The 16,006-nt window shown below is 67.9% G+C and carries 15 protein-coding genes; 11 read left to right on the top strand and 4 right to left on the bottom strand.

What is annotated here, in order from left to right; genetic code table 11:
• Positions 1 to 11 precede the first annotated feature (11 nt).
• Positions 12 to 1,100 carry a porin gene (locus LRH25_RS25010; RefSeq protein ID WP_141287829.1) on the top strand — a complete coding sequence of 363 codons (1,089 nt, stop codon included), beginning with the start codon at positions 12 to 14 and terminating at the stop codon, positions 1,098 to 1,100.
• A gap of 92 nt (positions 1,101 to 1,192) precedes the next feature.
• Here the strand turns inward: LRH25_RS25010 and LRH25_RS25005 are convergent, their stop codons facing one another.
• The gene (locus LRH25_RS25005) at positions 1,193 to 1,885 is read right to left on the bottom strand and encodes a TetR/AcrR family transcriptional regulator (protein WP_141287828.1); all 693 of its coding nucleotides are present in this window, start codon (positions 1,883 to 1,885) and stop codon (positions 1,193 to 1,195) included.
• 163 nt (positions 1,886 to 2,048) lie between these two features.
• Here LRH25_RS25005 and LRH25_RS25000 point away from each other — a divergent pair, with 163 nt between their 5' ends.
• The 7 genes from LRH25_RS25000 to treF are packed head-to-tail and all read left to right on the top strand — an operon-like array spanning position 2,049 to position 12,031.
• Complete coding sequence (locus LRH25_RS25000; RefSeq protein WP_141287827.1) at positions 2,049 to 3,221, top strand: isovaleryl-CoA dehydrogenase; 1,173 nt, start codon at positions 2,049 to 2,051, stop codon at positions 3,219 to 3,221.
• A 22-nt stretch (positions 3,222 to 3,243) separates the two neighbouring features.
• Positions 3,244 to 4,965 carry an AMP-binding protein gene (locus tag LRH25_RS24995; RefSeq protein WP_141287826.1) on the top strand — a complete coding sequence of 574 codons (1,722 nt, stop codon included), beginning with the start codon at positions 3,244 to 3,246 and terminating at the stop codon, positions 4,963 to 4,965.
• Positions 4,962 to 6,593, top strand: coding sequence for a carboxyl transferase domain-containing protein (locus LRH25_RS24990; protein ID WP_141287825.1), 1,632 nt, complete (start codon positions 4,962 to 4,964; stop codon positions 6,591 to 6,593). The genes LRH25_RS24995 and LRH25_RS24990 overlap by 4 nt, the downstream gene beginning before the upstream one ends.
• 4 nt (positions 6,594 to 6,597) lie before the next feature.
• Positions 6,598 to 7,386 carry an enoyl-CoA hydratase/isomerase family protein gene (locus LRH25_RS24985; protein ID WP_141287824.1) on the top strand — a complete coding sequence of 263 codons (789 nt, stop codon included), beginning with the start codon at positions 6,598 to 6,600 and terminating at the stop codon, positions 7,384 to 7,386.
• A gap of 27 nt (positions 7,387 to 7,413) precedes the next feature.
• Complete coding sequence (locus LRH25_RS24980; RefSeq protein ID WP_231012768.1) at positions 7,414 to 9,435, top strand: acetyl/propionyl/methylcrotonyl-CoA carboxylase subunit alpha; 2,022 nt, start codon at positions 7,414 to 7,416, stop codon at positions 9,433 to 9,435.
• Between the two features lies 1 nt (position 9,436).
• A complete protein-coding gene (locus tag LRH25_RS24975) occupies positions 9,437 to 10,357 on the top strand; it encodes a hydroxymethylglutaryl-CoA lyase (RefSeq protein ID WP_141291513.1) in 921 nt (306 codons plus the stop codon).
• Between the two features lie 51 nt (positions 10,358 to 10,408).
• Positions 10,409 to 12,031: an alpha,alpha-trehalase TreF gene (gene treF / locus LRH25_RS24970; RefSeq protein WP_231012767.1), complete on the top strand. Its 1,623-nt coding sequence runs from the start codon at positions 10,409 to 10,411 to the stop codon at positions 12,029 to 12,031.
• Here treF and asd read toward each other — a convergent pair.
• On the bottom strand, positions 12,028 to 12,882 hold the full coding sequence (gene asd, locus LRH25_RS24965) for an archaetidylserine decarboxylase (RefSeq protein ID WP_141289600.1): 855 nt from the start codon (positions 12,880 to 12,882) through the stop codon (positions 12,028 to 12,030). The genes treF and asd overlap by 4 nt on opposite strands.
• An 81-nt stretch (positions 12,883 to 12,963) precedes the next feature.
• Positions 12,964 to 13,542, bottom strand: coding sequence for a DUF1415 domain-containing protein (locus tag LRH25_RS24960; protein ID WP_141289599.1), 579 nt, complete (start codon positions 13,540 to 13,542; stop codon positions 12,964 to 12,966).
• Positions 13,543 to 13,645: 103 nt separating this feature from the next.
• Between LRH25_RS24960 and LRH25_RS24955 the strand changes: the two genes are divergently transcribed.
• Positions 13,646 to 14,461, top strand: coding sequence for a ParA family protein (locus LRH25_RS24955; RefSeq protein ID WP_141289598.1), 816 nt, complete (start codon positions 13,646 to 13,648; stop codon positions 14,459 to 14,461).
• 40 nt (positions 14,462 to 14,501) lie between these two features.
• Positions 14,502 to 14,897, top strand: a complete 396-nt coding sequence (locus tag LRH25_RS24950; protein ID WP_141289597.1) for a methylglyoxal synthase — start codon at positions 14,502 to 14,504, stop codon at positions 14,895 to 14,897.
• A gap of 1 nt (position 14,898) precedes the next feature.
• Here LRH25_RS24950 and LRH25_RS24945 read toward each other — a convergent pair whose 3' ends face one another.
• Positions 14,899 to 15,432 carry a YgjP-like metallopeptidase domain-containing protein gene (locus LRH25_RS24945; protein WP_141289596.1) on the bottom strand — a complete coding sequence of 178 codons (534 nt, stop codon included), beginning with the start codon at positions 15,430 to 15,432 and terminating at the stop codon, positions 14,899 to 14,901.
• An 81-nt stretch (positions 15,433 to 15,513) separates the two neighbouring features.
• On the opposite strand from LRH25_RS24945, the gene LRH25_RS24940 reads away from it, so the two are divergent.
• Positions 15,514 to 15,924, top strand: a complete 411-nt coding sequence (locus LRH25_RS24940) for a GlcG/HbpS family heme-binding protein (RefSeq protein WP_141289595.1) — start codon at positions 15,514 to 15,516, stop codon at positions 15,922 to 15,924.
• Positions 15,925 to 16,006 lie beyond the last annotated feature (82 nt).

Here is a 16,006-nt window from a genome sequence, read left to right as displayed (position 1 = left end):
AGACAGACCTCATGAAAAGAACCGTACTGTGCGCAGCAGCCCTTTGCGCCCTCGGCACCGGCGCCTGGGCCCAATCGACCGTGACCATCTACGGCATCGTGGACTCCGGCGTTCGTGTGCAAACCAATGACGGCCCGAAGGGCGCCAACAGCGGCGACGACAGCAAGTCCGTCACGCCAGGCGGCATGTCGCAAAGCCGGCTCGGCTTCAACATCGTCGAAGACCTGGGCGGCGGCATGCAAGGCCTGGTCAACATGGAGCACCGTTTCCTGGTCGACACCGGCGCCGTGGCCGCCACCGACTTCTGGCGCCAGGCCTGGGTCGGTCTGAAGACACCTTACGGCCGCATCACGCTGGGCCGCCAGTACAACGTGTTGTTCGACGTCTTCACGTCGACCTACGCCTCGTTCAAGTACTCGCCGTACATCGAAGCGTTCAAGCCAGAGATCGGCATGTCGCTGGGCGCACGCCACAACAACATGGTCAAGTACCTGGCCGAGTTCAGCGGCCTGCGCATCGGCCTGGCAGCCAGCGCGGCCGAGGGCAACACCAATGGCTCGAACTCGACCCGCGCAGGCTACCTGCGCTACGAGATGGGCCCCTTCGCAGTCGGTGGCGCCTACGAGCAATTGAAGGACACGGCCAACAACAAGGTCACGGCCGCGACCGTCGGTGGCGCCTATTCCTCTGGCCCGTGGTACGTCACCTTGGCCTGGGCACGCACCGACCCGGACGACAAGTTCAGCCGTGCAACGCTGAACGCGCTGCTGGGCAACGCCGGCACCAACGGCAATTTCGGCGTGTCCACCAACATGGACAAGCGCGACATGTGGTCGGCCGGCGTGACCTACCAGTTCACGCCGCAGTGGAACATCGGCGGCCACTACTGGAACGCCAAGCAACACTCCCGCGAAGGCACCACCGATGGCGCCGGCAAGGCCATCTTCGCCGCTGGCGTGCTGGACTACGCATTCTCCAAGCGCACCGACGCCTACCTCGAGGTGGACCACACCGAGCTGAGCGACAACCCGGTGTTCACCTTTGCCAACGGCGAGACCAAGCGCCTGGGCTACATGGTCGGCCTTCGCCACCGTTTCTGATCGGGCCCGGGCCGGGTGTCGTCGCACCCGGCTTCCGATCACCTTCACAGGCTTCTTTCAGGGGCCTTTTTTACGCCCGAACCGGACCGGCACTAGGCCCGGTCCAGTGCCTGACGCAGCGCGATCTTCAGCTCGCGCAGCGCCTTCAGCTCCGCTTCCGGCGCCGCCAGCGCGGACCACAGCATGCCCACCAGCGCCGCCGCGGTCGCGTCAATGTCGATGGCCCGTTCCTGCTGGCCCACGGCCTCCCACAGGATGTGCTCCATCGGCCCCAGCACCAGCGAGCGCATCAACCGCAACGGCAGGTCGCTGCGCACCTCGCCGCTGGCCTGGCCGCGCGCCAGCAGTTCCATCAGCGGCGCGGTGTAGCGGCGCTGCAGCGGCAGCAGGCTGTCGGCCAGCACCTGGCCCTTGCTGCGGCCTTCGGACAGCACCAGCGCGCACAGCCCCGTGCCCTGGATCAGGAACAGCCGCAAGTGCGTGGCGACAAAGGTTTCCAGCTGCGCGCGCACCGGCCGGTCTTTCGGCAGGCCCGCCTCCATCGCGCCAATGATCTCGTCGTACCAGTCCTCGATCACCCGCAGGCACAGCTCGCGCTTGCCACGGAAATAGGTGAAGACCGTCGCCTCGGACACGCCCAGGCGCTGCGCGATGTCGGCCGTGGTCGCGTGTTCATAGCCCTTCTCGGCGAAGACTTCGCGGCCCACGCGCAGGATGTCCCGGATGCGTTGTTCGCTTTTTGCGCTGGCCGCGTTGCGGCGCGCCAAGGGGGCTGGGTTGATCATTTGTTGAGTATCACTCAAATCCTCCTTGTGCCGCAATCCGGATGCTGCTAGATTCGAACCCGATCAAACCAAATACAGGCTGCGCCACAGGACATGATTGAGCTTAGCTCAACATGACCCGCAAAACCCGCCAGCCCACACTGCCCGCACAGGAGACAAGCCGATGTTCGAATCCACCTTCACCTTCCCGCTGGGCGATGACATTGCCGCGCTGCGCGACGCCGTGCGCCATTTCGCACAAAGCGAGATCGCGCCACGCGCCGCGAAGATCGACCAGGACAACCTGTTTCCGGCCGATCTGTGGCGCAAGCTCGGCGAGTTGGGCGTGCACGGCCTGACGGTCTCCGAAGACTTCGGCGGCACTGGCCTGGGCTACGTGGCCCACATGGTGGCGATGGAAGAGATCAGCCGCGCCAGCGCCTCGGTCGGCCTGTCCTACGGCGCGCATTCCAATCTCTGCGTGAACCAGATCAACCGCAACGGCACGGACGCGCAGAAGCGCAAGTACCTGCCCAAGCTGATCAGCGGCGAACACACCGGCGCGCTGGCGATGAGCGAGCCTGGTGCCGGCTCCGACGTGGTCAGCATGAAGCTGCGCGCCGAGAAGAAGGGCGACCGCTACCTGCTCAATGGCAGCAAGATGTGGATCACCAACGGCGGCGATGCCGACACCTTGGTCGTCTACGCAAAAACAGAGCCTGAGCTCGGCGCGCGCGGCATGACCGCCTTCCTGATCGAGAAGGGCTTCACGGGCTTCAGCCACGGCCATCACCTGGACAAGCTGGGCATGCGAGGCTCCAACACCTTCCCGCTGTTCTTCGACAACTGCGAAGTGCCGGAAGAAAACGTGCTGGGCGGTGAAGGCAACGGCACCAAGGTGCTGATGAGCGGGCTGGACTACGAACGCGTGGTGCTTTCCGGCGGCCCGCTGGGCATCATGGCCGCCTGCCTGGACGCGGTCGTGCCCTTTGTGCACGAGCGCAAGCAGTTCGGCCAGAGCATCGGCGAATTCCAGCTGATGCAGGGCAAGCTGGCCGACATGTACTCGACCTTCCAGGCCTGCCGCGCCTATGCGTACGCCGTGGCCCAAGCCTGTGACCGTGGCGACCACAGCCGAGCGCTGCGCAAGGACGCGGCCGGCGTGATCCTCTACACCGCCGAGAAGGCCACCTGGATGGCCGGCGAGGCGATCCAGGCACTGGGCGGCGTGGGCTACACCAACGAGTTCCCGGTCGGCCGCCTGTGGCGCGATGCCAAGCTGTACGAAATCGGTGCCGGCACCAGCGAAATCCGCCGCATGCTGATCGGCCGCGAACTGTTCTCGGAGACCTGCTGACAAGCCGCCAAGGAGCACCCTCATGCGACGTGATCCCTTGACCCTCAGCCAGGACGCCGGCCCGTGCACGGTGCCGCTGATCGAACAGACCCTGGGCGATTTCTTCGACGACATGGTCCGCCGGCAGCCGGCGCGGGAAGCCCTGGTCAGCCGCCACCAGGACCGCCGATTCAGTTACCTCGAACTGCAGCGCGAGGTGAACCGGCTGGCCAGCGCGCTGCTCAAGCTGGGCCTGCAGCCGGGCGACCGCGTGGGCATCTGGTCGCACAACAACGCGGAGTGGCTGCTGATGCAGCTGTCCACCGCCAAGGTGGGCCTGGTGCTGGTCAACATCAACCCAGCCTACCGCACGACCGAGCTGGCCTATGCGCTGAACAAGGTCGGCTGCCAGGCGCTGGTGACCATGGCCCGCTTCAAGACCAGCGACTACCTCGGCATGCTGCGTGAGCTGGCGCCCGAGCTGACCGACTGCGCACCCGGCCACCTGCAGGCGGCCCGCCTGCCGGCGCTGCGCACCATCGCCTGGATCGACCTGGCCGGCGAAGGCGCGGAAGAACCCGGCCTGATTCGCTTCTCGGACCTGCTCGCGCAAGGCGATGCAGCCGACGCGCGCGTGACCGAAGTGGCCGCCACGCTCAAGTCCTCCGACCCGATCAACATCCAGTTCACCAGTGGTACCACCGGCTTTCCCAAGGGCGCCACGCTGACGCACCGGAACATCCTGAACAACGGATTTTTCATCGGCGAATGCATGAAGCTGGACCCGGACGACCGGCTGTGCATCCCCGTGCCGCTGTACCACTGCTTCGGCATGGTGCTGGGCAACCTGGCCTGCCTCACGCACGGCGCCACCATCGTCTACCCCAACGACGGCTTCGACCCCCTGGCCGTGCTGGAAACCGTGCAGGCCGAGCGCTGCACCGGGCTGCACGGCGTGCCCACCATGTTCATCGCCGAGCTGGACCACCCGCGCTTTGCCGAGTTCGACCTCTCCACGCTGCGCACCGGCATCATGGCCGGCTCGCCCTGCCCGATTGAGGTGATGAAGCGCGTGGTCAGCCAGATGCACCTGGAAGAGATCACCATCGCCTACGGCATGACCGAAACCAGCCCGGTGAGCTGCCAGAGCGCCACCGACACGCCGCTGGACCGTCGAGTCAGCACCGTCGGCACGGTGCAGCCGCACCTGGAGGTGAAGATGGTGGACCCGGAGTCGGGTGCCGTGGTGCCCCCCGGGCAGACGGGTGAGCTCTGCACCCGCGGCTACTCGGTGATGCATGGCTACTGGGGCGACCCGGAGAAGACCGCCGAGGCCATCGACGCCGATGGCTGGATGCACACCGGCGACCTGGCCACCATGGATGACCAGGGCTACGTGAACATCGTCGGCCGCATCAAGGACATGGTGATCCGCGGTGGCGAAAACCTCTACCCGCGCGAAATCGAGGAGTTCCTCTACCGCCATCCGCAGGTGCTGGACGTGCAGGTGGTGGGCGTGCCGGACCTGAAGTACGGCGAGGAGTTGTGCGCCTGGGTCATTGCCAAGCCGGGCCTGCCCGGCCAGCCGCTCACCGAGCAGGCGCTGCGCGATTTCTGCAAGGGCCAGATCGCGCACCACAAGGTGCCGCGCTACATCCGCTTCGTCGACGCGTTTCCCATGACCGTGACCGGCAAGATCCAGAAGTTCAAGATCCGCGACGCGATGAAGCAGGAACTTGGGCTCAACGAAGAGAAGACCGCATGACCGTGCTGAGCACCCAACTGAACCCGCGCAGCGAAGCCTCCCGGGCCAACGCAGAGGCCATGCGCGCACTGGTGGGCGACCTCCACGCCCGGCTCGCGAAGATCGCCGAAGGCGGCGGCGAGGCGGCGCGTGCCAAGCACCTCGCACGCGGCAAGCTGCTGCCGCGCGACCGCGTCGAGATGCTGCTGGACCCGGACACCGCCTTCCTCGAGATCGCGCCGATGGCGGCGTTCGAGGTCTACAAAGAAAGGGACGGCAGCGACGCTGCGCCTTGCGCCGGCGTCATTGCCGGCATCGGCCGGGTGTCAGGCATCGAATGCGTGATCGTCTGCAACGACGCCACGGTCAAAGGCGGCACCTACTACCCGCTGACGGTGAAGAAGCATTTGCGCGCGCAGGAAATTGCCGAGCAGAACCACCTGCCCTGCATCTACCTGGTGGACTCCGGTGGTGCCAACCTGCCCAACCAGGACGAGGTCTTCCCCGACCGCGACCACTTCGGCCGCATCTTCTACAACCAGGCCAACATGAGCGCACGCGGCATTCCGCAGATCGCCGTGGTGATGGGCTCGTGCACCGCAGGCGGCGCCTACGTGCCGGCGATGAGCGACGAGACCGTCATCGTCAAGGAACAGGGCACCATCTTCCTCGGCGGGCCGCCGCTGGTGAAGGCGGCCACCGGCGAGGTCGTGACTGCCGAGGACCTCGGCGGCGGCGACGTGCACACCCGCCTCTCCGGCGTGGCCGACCACCTGGCGCAGGACGACACGCATGCCCTCGCCCTGGCCCGGCAGATCGTCTCGCACCTGAACCGGCCCAAGCAGGCCCACCTGGCGCACATGGCGCTGCGCGAACCGCGGCCGCCGGCCTTCCCGGCCGAGGAACTGCTGGCCGTCATCCCCACCGACACCCGCAAGCCTTTCGACGTGCGCGAGATCATCGCCCGCATCGTCGACGGCTCCGAGTTCGACGAATTCAAGGCCCGCTACGGTGCCACGCTGGTCTGCGGCTTTGCGCACATCGAAGGCATGCCGGTGGGCATCGTCGCCAACAACGGCATCCTGTTCGCCGAGAGCGCCAACAAGGGCGCGCACTTCATCGAGCTGTGCTGCCAGCGCAAGATCCCGCTGGTGTTCCTGCAGAACATCACCGGCTTCATGGTCGGCCGCAAGTACGAGAACGAAGGCATTGCCCGCGCCGGCGCGAAGATGGTCACCGCCGTGGCCTGCGCCAATGTGCCGAAGTTCACCGTCATCATCGGTGGCAGTTTCGGCGCTGGCAACTACGGCATGTGCGGCCGCGCCTATTCGCCACGCTTCCTGTGGATGTGGCCGAACGCGCGCATCTCGGTGATGGGCGGCGAGCAGGCCGCCAGCGTGCTGGCCACCGTCAAGCGGGACGGCATTGAGCAGAAGGGCGGCCAGTGGAGCGCCGACGAAGAAGCTGCGTTCAAGGACCCGATCCGCCGCCAGTACGAGGTGCAAGGCCACCCGTACTACGCCAGCGCCCGGCTGTGGGACGACGGTGTGATCGATCCGGTGGACACCCGCCGCGTGCTCGCGCTGGGCCTGTCGGCCAGCCTGAACGCGCCAATCCCGGACGCGAAGTTCGGCGTCTTCCGGATGTAAAGCCATGAGCACCCCGATCGAACTCAAGCGCCCCAGCCCTCATGTCGCCGAGGTCTGGCTGAACCGGCCGGATGTGCGCAATGCTTTCAACGACGAAGTCATCGCCGCCTTGACTGCCACCTTCCGAGGGTTGGCCCAGGACGGCGCCCTGCGCGTCGTCGTGCTGGCCGGCCACGGCAAGGCCTTTTGTGCCGGTGCGGACCTGAACTGGATGCGCGCGATGGCCGACTACAGCTGGACCCAGAACCGCGATGATGCGCAGGCGCTGGCTGACATGCTGTGGACGCTGAACCAGTGCCCCGTGCCCGTCGTCGGCCGCGTGCACGGCGACTGCTACGCCGGTGGCGTCGGCCTGGCGGCGCTGTGCGACGTGTTGGTGGCCGTGGACAGCGTGAACTTCTGCCTCAGCGAAGGCAGGCTGGGCCTGATGCCGGCAACCATCGCGCCCTACGTGATCGCCGCGATGGGCCAGCGCGCCGCGCAGCGCTACTTCACCACCGCCGAGCGTTTCAGCGCCGCCGAAGCGCAGCGCATCGGCCTGGTCCATGAACTCTGCAGCGCCGAACAGCTGGACGAGCGCGTGGCCGCCATCGTGCAGGCCCTGGTCGCCAACAGCCCTGCCGCCGTGCGCAGCTGCAAGCGCCTGGTGCAGGACCTGGCCGGCCAGCCCAACACGCCCGCGCTGCGCGAAGACACCGCAAGGCGCATTGCCGACATTCGCGGCAGCGACGAAGGCAAGGAGGGCGTGTCCGCCTTCCTGCAAAAACGTCCGCCGGGCTGGCTCGCGAGCTGAGCCCAGACCGCCAAGGAGACAACAAAGATGTTCAAGAAGATCCTGATCGCGAACCGAGGCGAAATTGCGTGTCGCGTGGCCAAGACGGCAAAACGCATGGGCATCCGCACGGTGGCGGTCTACTCGGACGCCGACGCCCAAGCCGCCCACGTGCTGGCCTGCGACGAAGCCGTGCACATTGGCGGCGCCGCGGCCAGGGACAGCTACCTGCAATGGCAGCGCATCCTCGAAGCCGCCAAGGCCACTGGCGCGCAGGCGGTGCACCCGGGCTACGGTTTTCTGAGCGAAAACGAAGCCTTCGCGCGCGCTTGCGCCGAGGCCGGTCTGGTCTTCATCGGCCCACCGCCGGACGCCATTGCCGCGATGGGCAGCAAGTCTGCCGCCAAGTCGCTGATGGACAAGGCCGGCGTGCCGCTGGTGCCTGGCTACCACGGTGACAACAACGAGCCCACGTTCCTGCTGCAGCAGGCCGAGCGCATCGGCTTTCCGGTACTGATCAAGGCCAGCGCCGGCGGCGGCGGGCGCGGCATGCGACGCGTGGACAAGGCCGAAGACTTCATCGCCGCGCTGGCCTCCTGCCAGCGCGAGGCGCGCAGCAGCTTCGGCAGCGACCATGTGCTGGTCGAGCGCTATGTGACGCGCCCGCGGCACATCGAGATCCAGGTCTTCGGCGATACGCAAGGCCAGTGCGTCTACCTGTTCGAGCGCGACTGCTCGGTGCAGCGCCGCCACCAGAAGGTGCTGGAAGAAGCGCCAGCACCGGGCATGAGCGCCGAGCGCCGCGCCGAGATGGGCGCCGCCGCAGTCGCCGCCGCGAAGGCGGTGGGCTACGTGGGCGCTGGCACGGTGGAATTCATTGCCGAGGAAGTGAACGACGGCGACCTGCGCTTCTATTTCATGGAGATGAACACCCGGCTGCAGGTGGAGCATCCTGTGACCGAAGCCATCACCGGCCATGACCTGGTCGAGTGGCAGTTGCGCGTGGCCAATGGCCAGCCGCTGCCGGCGCAGCAAAACGAGTTGCGCATGCACGGCCATGCCATCGAAGCCCGCATCTGTGCCGAGAGCCCGGACGCTGGCTTCCTGCCCGCCACCGGCAGTCTTGACGTGCTGCGCTGGCCGGCCCACGTGGCCTTCGAGCGCACCGCAGGCACGGATGCCACCGCACCGGTGCGCGTGGACGCCGGCGTGCGCGAGGGCGACGCGATCAGCCCGTTCTACGACTCGATGATCGCCAAGCTCATCGTCTGGGGCGAGGACCGGCAGCAGGCGCTGGCACGGCTGGACGCCGCGCTGCGCGACACCCACATCGTCGGCCTGGCCACCAACGTGGCCTTCCTGCGCCGTGTGGTGCAAAGCCGCGCGTTTGCCACGGCCGACCTGGACACCGCGCTGATCGAGCGCGAACGCCCCGCGCTGTTCGACCAGCCCGGCCTGCCGCTGCCGGTCGCCGCCGCCGGCGTGGCCGCACACCTTCTGGCCGAAGAAGCGGTGGCACCGGACGCCGACCCGTGGAGCCGCCGCGACGGCTTTCGCCTGCACGGCAGCGCCCGCCGCAGGCTGGACCTGGCGACCGGAAAAACCCACCACGCCGCCACGCTGGAACGCAGCCACGACGGCGCGCTGTGGCTGGCACTGAACGGCCAGCGCCACGCGCTGCAGACCCGCGCGCTGGGCGCGGACCGCTTCGAAGTGCGGGTCGACGGCCAGCGCCATGTGCTGAGCGTCTACGCCCGCGGTGAGCAGCGTGCGCTGTTTGGCGAACACGCCTCGCTGGAACTGCAGGAGTTCGACCCCGTTGCCCATGCCGGCCAGGAAGCCGGCGGCCACGGCGGCCGGCTCAGCGCGCCGATGCCGGGCAAGGTGATCTCATTCCTGGTGAAGGCCGGTGACAGCGTGGCCGCCGGCCAGCCGCTGGCGGTGATGGAGGCAATGAAGATGGAACACACGCTGAACGCGCCGCGCGACGGCGTCGTCGGCGAGCTGATGTTCGCGGTGGGCGACCAGGTCGGCGAAGGTGCCGAGCTGCTGACGCTGGCGGAGGCCTGAGATGAGCGCCGCCAAGCTCCCCTCTCATGTCACGCTGGTCGAGGTCGGCCCGCGCGACGGCCTGCAGAACGAAGCGCAGCCGGTCGATACCGCCACCAAGGTCGAGCTGGTGCACAGGCTGCAGGCGGCTGGCCTGAAGGAGATCGAAGCCACCAGCTTCGTCAGCCCGAAATGGGTGCCTCAAATGGCGGACGGCGCGGCGGTGATGGCCGCGCTGGAGCGGAGATCCGGCGTGCGCTATTCGGTGCTCACGCCCAACCTCAAGGGATGGGAGGCCGCAGCGCCCACCCGGCCCGACGAGATCGTCGTCTTCGGTGCGGCCAGCGAGGCTTTCAGCCAGCGCAACATCAACTGCAGCATCGCCGAGTCGATCGAACGCTTTGCGCCGGTCGTTGCCGCGGCACGTGCTGCAGGCGTAAAGGTGCGCGGGGCAATCTCCTGTGCAGTCGGCTGCCCGTATGAAGGTGATGTCGCGCCGGAGCGGGTGGAGCTGGTCGCGCGGCTGATGGCCGGCATTGGCGTGCAGCATGTGGGCGTGGCCGACACGATTGGCGTGGGCACGCCGCGCAAGGTGCAGGCGGCGCTGGAAGCCGCGCTGCGGCACTTCCCGCTGGCGGAGGTGAGCGGGCATTTCCACGACACCTACGGCATGGCGCTGGCCAATGTCTACGCCAGCCTGGAACTCGGCATCACGACTTTCGATGCCAGCGTCTCCGGCCTGGGCGGCTGCCCTTATGCCAAGGGCGCGACCGGCAATGTCGCGACCGAGGACGTGGTCTACCTGCTGCACGGCCTGGGCATCGCGACGGGCATCGACCTGGACGCGCTGATCGACGCGGGCGCCTTCATCCGCGCCAGACTGGGCCAGCCGAACGGCTCGCGCGTGGCCCGCGCGCTGCTGGCCAAACGGGTGGCTGGCTGACAAGCGGGCCCATGGCTTCCGTGGCATGCTCGCTGGATGCCGCCTGCCATCGTGCCTGACCTTGCCCTGCCTGCGGTGGCCCGCCCGCCGGTCCCCTCACCGCTCCCGGACACGCTGTCGCCGGCGGACCGTTACCAGGAGCTGTTCGTCGCGGTGCAGAGCAGCGCGGTGTTTGCCGACAGCAAGACCTTCGTCGACTGCGTGCCTCTGATGGAGCCGCAGGCCATCATGGCCGCCTATCGCGCGCAGCACCTGCGTGCCGGCTTCGACCTGAAGGCTTTTGTGGCCGAACATTTCGACTGCGTCGAGCCGCCTGCGCATGAGTACCAATCGCAGCCCGGCCGGGCCATGGCGGCCCACATCGAAGCCTTGTGGCCGGTGCTGACGCGCCATCCGTCCGGCCACGCTTCGCGCTCCTCGCTGCTGCAACTGCCACGGCCCTACCTCGTGCCCGGCGGCCGCTTCCGGGAGCTGTACTACTGGGACTCGTATTTCACGATGCTGGGGCTGGACAGCCCGGCCGAGGCCGCGCTGCTGGGCGACATGGTGGACAACTTCGCCTACCTGATCGACACCTACGGCCACGTGCCCAACGGCACCCGCAGCTACTACCTGAGCCGCTCGCAGCCGCCGGTCTTCGCGCTGATGGTGGAACTGGCGCAGGCTCGGCTGGGCCAGCGTGTACTGGACTACCTGCCGCGCCTGCAGCAGGAACACGCCTGGTGGATGGCCGACGCGCACGACGCGCCGGCCGGTGGCGCCCGCCGCCGCGTCGTGCGCCTGCTGGACGGCCGGCTGCTGAACCGCCACTGGGACGACCGTGACACGCCGCGCGAAGAGTCCTGGCTGGAGGACGTGACGACCGCGCGTGCCAGCTCGCGCGAGCCGGCGGAGGTCTACCGCGACCTGCGCGCCGCCTGCGAATCGGGCTGGGACTTCAGCACCCGCTGGCTCAGCGAGCAGACCCCGCCCGCCTCGCCTTCCGAGGGCTCACCGCGGCCGGCTTCCGGCGCCTGCCTGTCCACCATCTGCACGACAGACATCGTGCCGGTCGACCTGAACGCCTTCCTCTACAAGCTGGAAATCCGCATTGCCGAACTGGCCGCGCTGGCCGGCGCCCGCACCACCGCACGGGACTACCAGGAGCAGGCCAGGCTGCGCAAGGCCGCGATGAACGAGCTGATGTGGAACGACGCCCAAGGTGCGTTTTTCGATCACGACTGGCGCCGCGGCGAACAGCGCCGCAGCCTCACCGCCGCAACGGTCGTGCCGCTGTTCGTTGGCCTGGCCAGCGCCGCGCAGGCCAAGGCCATCGCCGGCACGGTTTCACAGCGCCTGTTGGCCCACGGCGGGCTGGCCACCACCGAGCACACCAGCGCCCAGCAATGGGACCAGCCCAACGGCTGGGCGCCGCTGCAATGGATGGCGGTGCGCGGCCTGGACGATCATGGCGAACACGCGCTGGCCGATACCATCGCACAGCGCTGGCTGGCCACGGTGCAGGCGGTCTATGAACGCGAGGGCCGGCTGGTCGAGAAATATGCGCTGGACCAGGACGCGCAGCACAACCCGCACGGCGGCGGCGGCGGCGAATACCCGCTGCAGGACGGTTTTGGCTGGACCAATGGCGTCACCGCCGCGCTGCTGGCGCGGCAGCGGATACCGCCTGCTTAGGCGTGCCAGTTCGCCATGGCTTCGCCCAGCCTCACGGCGCCCCCCGGCTGCCAGTCCGGGTTGAACAGCAGCGGGCCAGCGGGGTACAGCAGCACCACCGTCGAGCCCAGAAGGAAGCGGCCCATCTCGGCGCCCTGCGCGAGTTCGATGGCAGCATGGTCGGCGCCGTAGCGCCATTCGCGCAGCTCGCCGGTGCGCGACGGGTTGACCACGCCGTGCCACACGGTGGCCATGCTGCCAACGATGGTCGCCCCCACCAGCACCAGCACGAACGGGCCATGCGCCGTCTCGAACTCACAGACCACGCGCTCGTTGCGGGCGAACAGCCCGGGCACGCCGCGCGCGGTCGTCGGGTTGACCGAAAACAGGTCGCCGGGCACGTAGACCATGCGCACCAACCTGCCGGCGCAGGGCATGTGGATGCGGTGGTAGTCGCGCGGGCTGAGGTAGATGGTGGCGAAGTGGCCGTTGTCGAACTTGGCGGCCAGCGCGGCGTCGCCGCCGACCAGGGCGCGGGTGCTGTAGTGGTGGCCCTTGGCCTGGAAGATCTGGTCGCCCTGGATGGGGCCGAACTGGCTGATCGCACCGTCCACCGGGCAGACCTGGCCGGCCTTGGCCAGCGGGCGTGCACCCTCGCGCAACGCGCGGGTGAAGAACTCGTTGAAGCTCTTGAAGGCGGCAGGATCGGGCTGCGCGGCCTCGGCCATGTTCACGCCGTAGCGGCGGATGAAGTCGCGGATGATGGCCGTCGTGATCGAGCCGCGCTCATGGCCGGCTACCCAGCCGGCGAACGAGGTCAGGGCCTGTTTCGGGAACAGGTACTGGGGCAGCACGCGCAGGCGGTCGGACATGGGGGAAGAGCGGGAACAGTGAAAGGCGGCGGATTGTAGGAGGGCCCGAGCACGTGGCGTGCCCGGCGTTCGGGCCGGGGTTCAGCGCGGCGGGAACAGCGCCTGCCAGCCGGCAGGGCCCAGCTTCTCCAGCGTCTCGATGTTGCGCTCGTAAATGGCCTCGGCTTCGGGGAAGGCCTCCACCGCACGGTCGATGCTGTCTTCGCGCAGCAGGTGCAGCGTAGGATACGGCGAGCGGTTGCTGAAGTTGCCCATGTCGTCGGGCGCCGTGCCTTCGAACTGGAACTGCGGATGGAAGCTCGCCACCTGCAGTTCGCCCTCCAGGTCCTCGTCGACCAGCACGCCATCGGCCACGCCGAGGAAGTCGTTGAAGTCCAGGAAGTCCTGCAGCACCCGCGGATGCACGATCAGCGTGGTGTCGGTGGTTTCCGCGTCGGTCTCGGCCAGGTGGCGCAGCTCGGCGCGCAGCACCTCGACCAGCGCCTCCGGCGAGTCCACCCCGCTGACAACGATGCGCACCTGCTGCTTGGCCCACACGGCCTTGGCGAACGGGCAAAGGTTCAGGCCGATGACGGCGGTTTCCAGCCAGTGCTGGGTGGCCAGCTGGACAGCGGCCGAATCGTCGGCGGAAAGCGGCAAAGAGGTGTCGGCAGCAGGCATCGGCCGATTGTCGCGCCGAGCAGGCACGGCCGCATGCTGCGATGCACAATCGAGGCTCCGCGGCGGTCCTTCGACCGTTGCCGAAACCGGGAGGGAGCGGCAGATGCGTTACGTGGTGTTCAACCAGAAGGGCGGCGTCGGCAAGTCGACCATCACCTGCAACCTGGCGGCCATCAGCGCCGCGCAAGGCCAGCGCACGCTGGTGGTGGACCTGGACCCGCAGGGCAACTCCACCCGCTACCTGCTGGGCGACGGGGCCGACGAAGCGCCACCCGGCGTGGCCGACTTCTTCGAGCAGCAGCTGAAGTTCAGCGTGCGCACCCCGGCGCTGCAGGACTTCATCAGCGCCACGCCGTTCGACAACCTGGACGTGATGGCCTCCAGCCCGGCGCTGGACGAAATGCACGGCAAGCTGGAGTCGCGCTACAAGATCTACAAGCTGCGCGACGCACTGGCCGAGCTGGGCCAGGACTATGCTCAGATCTGGATCGACACCCCGCCGGCGCTGAACTTCTACACCCGCTCGGCGCTGATCGCCGCGCAGGCCTGCCTGATCCCGTTCGACTGCGACGACTTCTCGCGCCGCGCGCTCTACGCCCTGCTGGAGAACGTGCAGGAGATCCAGGCCGACCACAACAAGGAACTGGTCGTGGCCGGCATCATCGTCAACCAGTTCCAGGCCCGTGCCCGGCTGCCGCAGCAGCTGGTGCAGGAGCTGATCGACGAAGGCCTGCCGGTGCTGCAGCCCTACCTGGGCGCCAGCGTGAAGGTCAAGGAGTCGCACCAGCTGGCCCGGCCGCTGATCCAACTGGCACCTTCGCATGGGCTGACGCTGGACTTCGTCGCGCTGCATGCGGCCATCACCAAGCCTCCCGCCCCCACGCCCACCCGTAAAAGCGCCAAGGCTGCAGCAGGCTGATCGTTGTGACACGGTAACCGCGGCTGGCTAGCATGCAGGCATGAACATCGCGTTGATTGCCCACGACGGCCGCAAGGAACAGATCGTCGGCCTGGCCACCCGCCATGCCGCCTGGCTCGCCACCTGCACGCTGATGGCCACCGGCACCACCGGCAGCCGCCTGAAAAACGAGGCCGGACTCTCCGTCGAATGCCTGCTCAGCGGCCCGCTGGGCGGCGACCTGCAGATCGGCGCCCGCCTGGCCACCGGCGGCGTGGACGGCGTGATCTTCCTGCGCGACCCCATGACCCCGCAGCCGCACGAGCCGGACATCAATGCACTGGTGCGGGCTTGCGACGTGCACAACATTCCGTGCGCGACGAATTTGGCCAGTGCTGAACTGCTGCTCCAGGCTTGGCAGTCGGGCAAAACGGCCTCGCCGCTCGCCGCCGGCTGAATCAGCTTTCGACCGCAGGCTTCGGCTTGCCCGCCAAGGCCCGCTGCAGCAGCCACAGCCGCGTGTCGAACTCCAGCTGGTGGTAGTCCGGTGCGAGGTGCTCGCAGAGGCTGTAGAAGGCCTTGTCGTGCTCGGCTTCGCGCAGGTGGGCCAGTTCGTGCACGACGATCATGCGCAGGAAGTCGGCCGGGGCGTCCTTGAACAGGCTGGCAATGCGGATCTCGCGCTTGGCCTTGAGCTTGCCGCCCTGCACGCGCGAGATGCGGGTGTGCGTGCCCAGCGCCTGGCTCAGCACCTTGAGCTTGGTGTCGTAGACCACCATCGAGACGGGGCTGCTCTGGCGCATGCCGCGGGCCTTGATGTCCTGCACGTAAGCGTACAGCGCGGCATCGGTGCGCACCGTGTGGGCCTCGGGGTAGCGGGATTCGAGCACCGTGCCGAGCCGGCCCTGCTCGGCCAGCTTCAGGGCCTGAGCCTGCAGCGAGGCCGGGTAGCCGCCGAGGTATTGCGGGATCAGCGAGACGGGCGTGGACATGGCGGGATTGTCGCCGCGGGATACTTGCGGCTGTCACCCTCCACCCTCATTCCGCCAGCTCAGGCGAAGGAACCCGCCCCCATGATCACCAAGCATGTCCTGCAACACGAAGACGTCGTCACCATCCTGAACGCCGCCCGCGCCGAGGCGCAGGCCAACAAGTGGGCCGTCACCATCGCCGTGGTCGACGACGGCGGCCACCTGCTGGGCCACTACCGCCTGGACGGCGCGCCGGCCATGTCGGCGCACATGGCCCCGGCCAAGGCCCGCACCTCGGCGCTGGGCCGCAAGGAAAGCGCAGTCTATGAAGACGTGATCAACAAGGGCCGTTTCGCCTTCCTCAGCGCGCCCGGCCTCGAAGGCATGCTCGAAGGCGGCGTGCCGGTCATCGTGCAGGGCCAGGTCATTGGCGCGGTGGGCGTCAGCGGCGTGAAGTCCAGCGAAGACGCGCAGATCGCCAAGGCCGGCATTGCCGCGCTGACGCTGCCCTGATCACCTTGATCACGCGGGGCGGCAGTCACCGCCGAACGCGGGCCTGTCCTGCGGCGATGTAGGACTGTGCTGACAAGTGGGG

The organism is Ideonella azotifigens, from assembly GCF_021043325.1.
GTDB lineage: Bacteria > Pseudomonadota > Gammaproteobacteria > Burkholderiales > Burkholderiaceae_C > Ideonella > Ideonella azotifigens.
The sequence above is the reverse complement of the archived record's forward strand: the minus strand, read 5'-3'. Positions and strand labels throughout refer to the sequence as shown.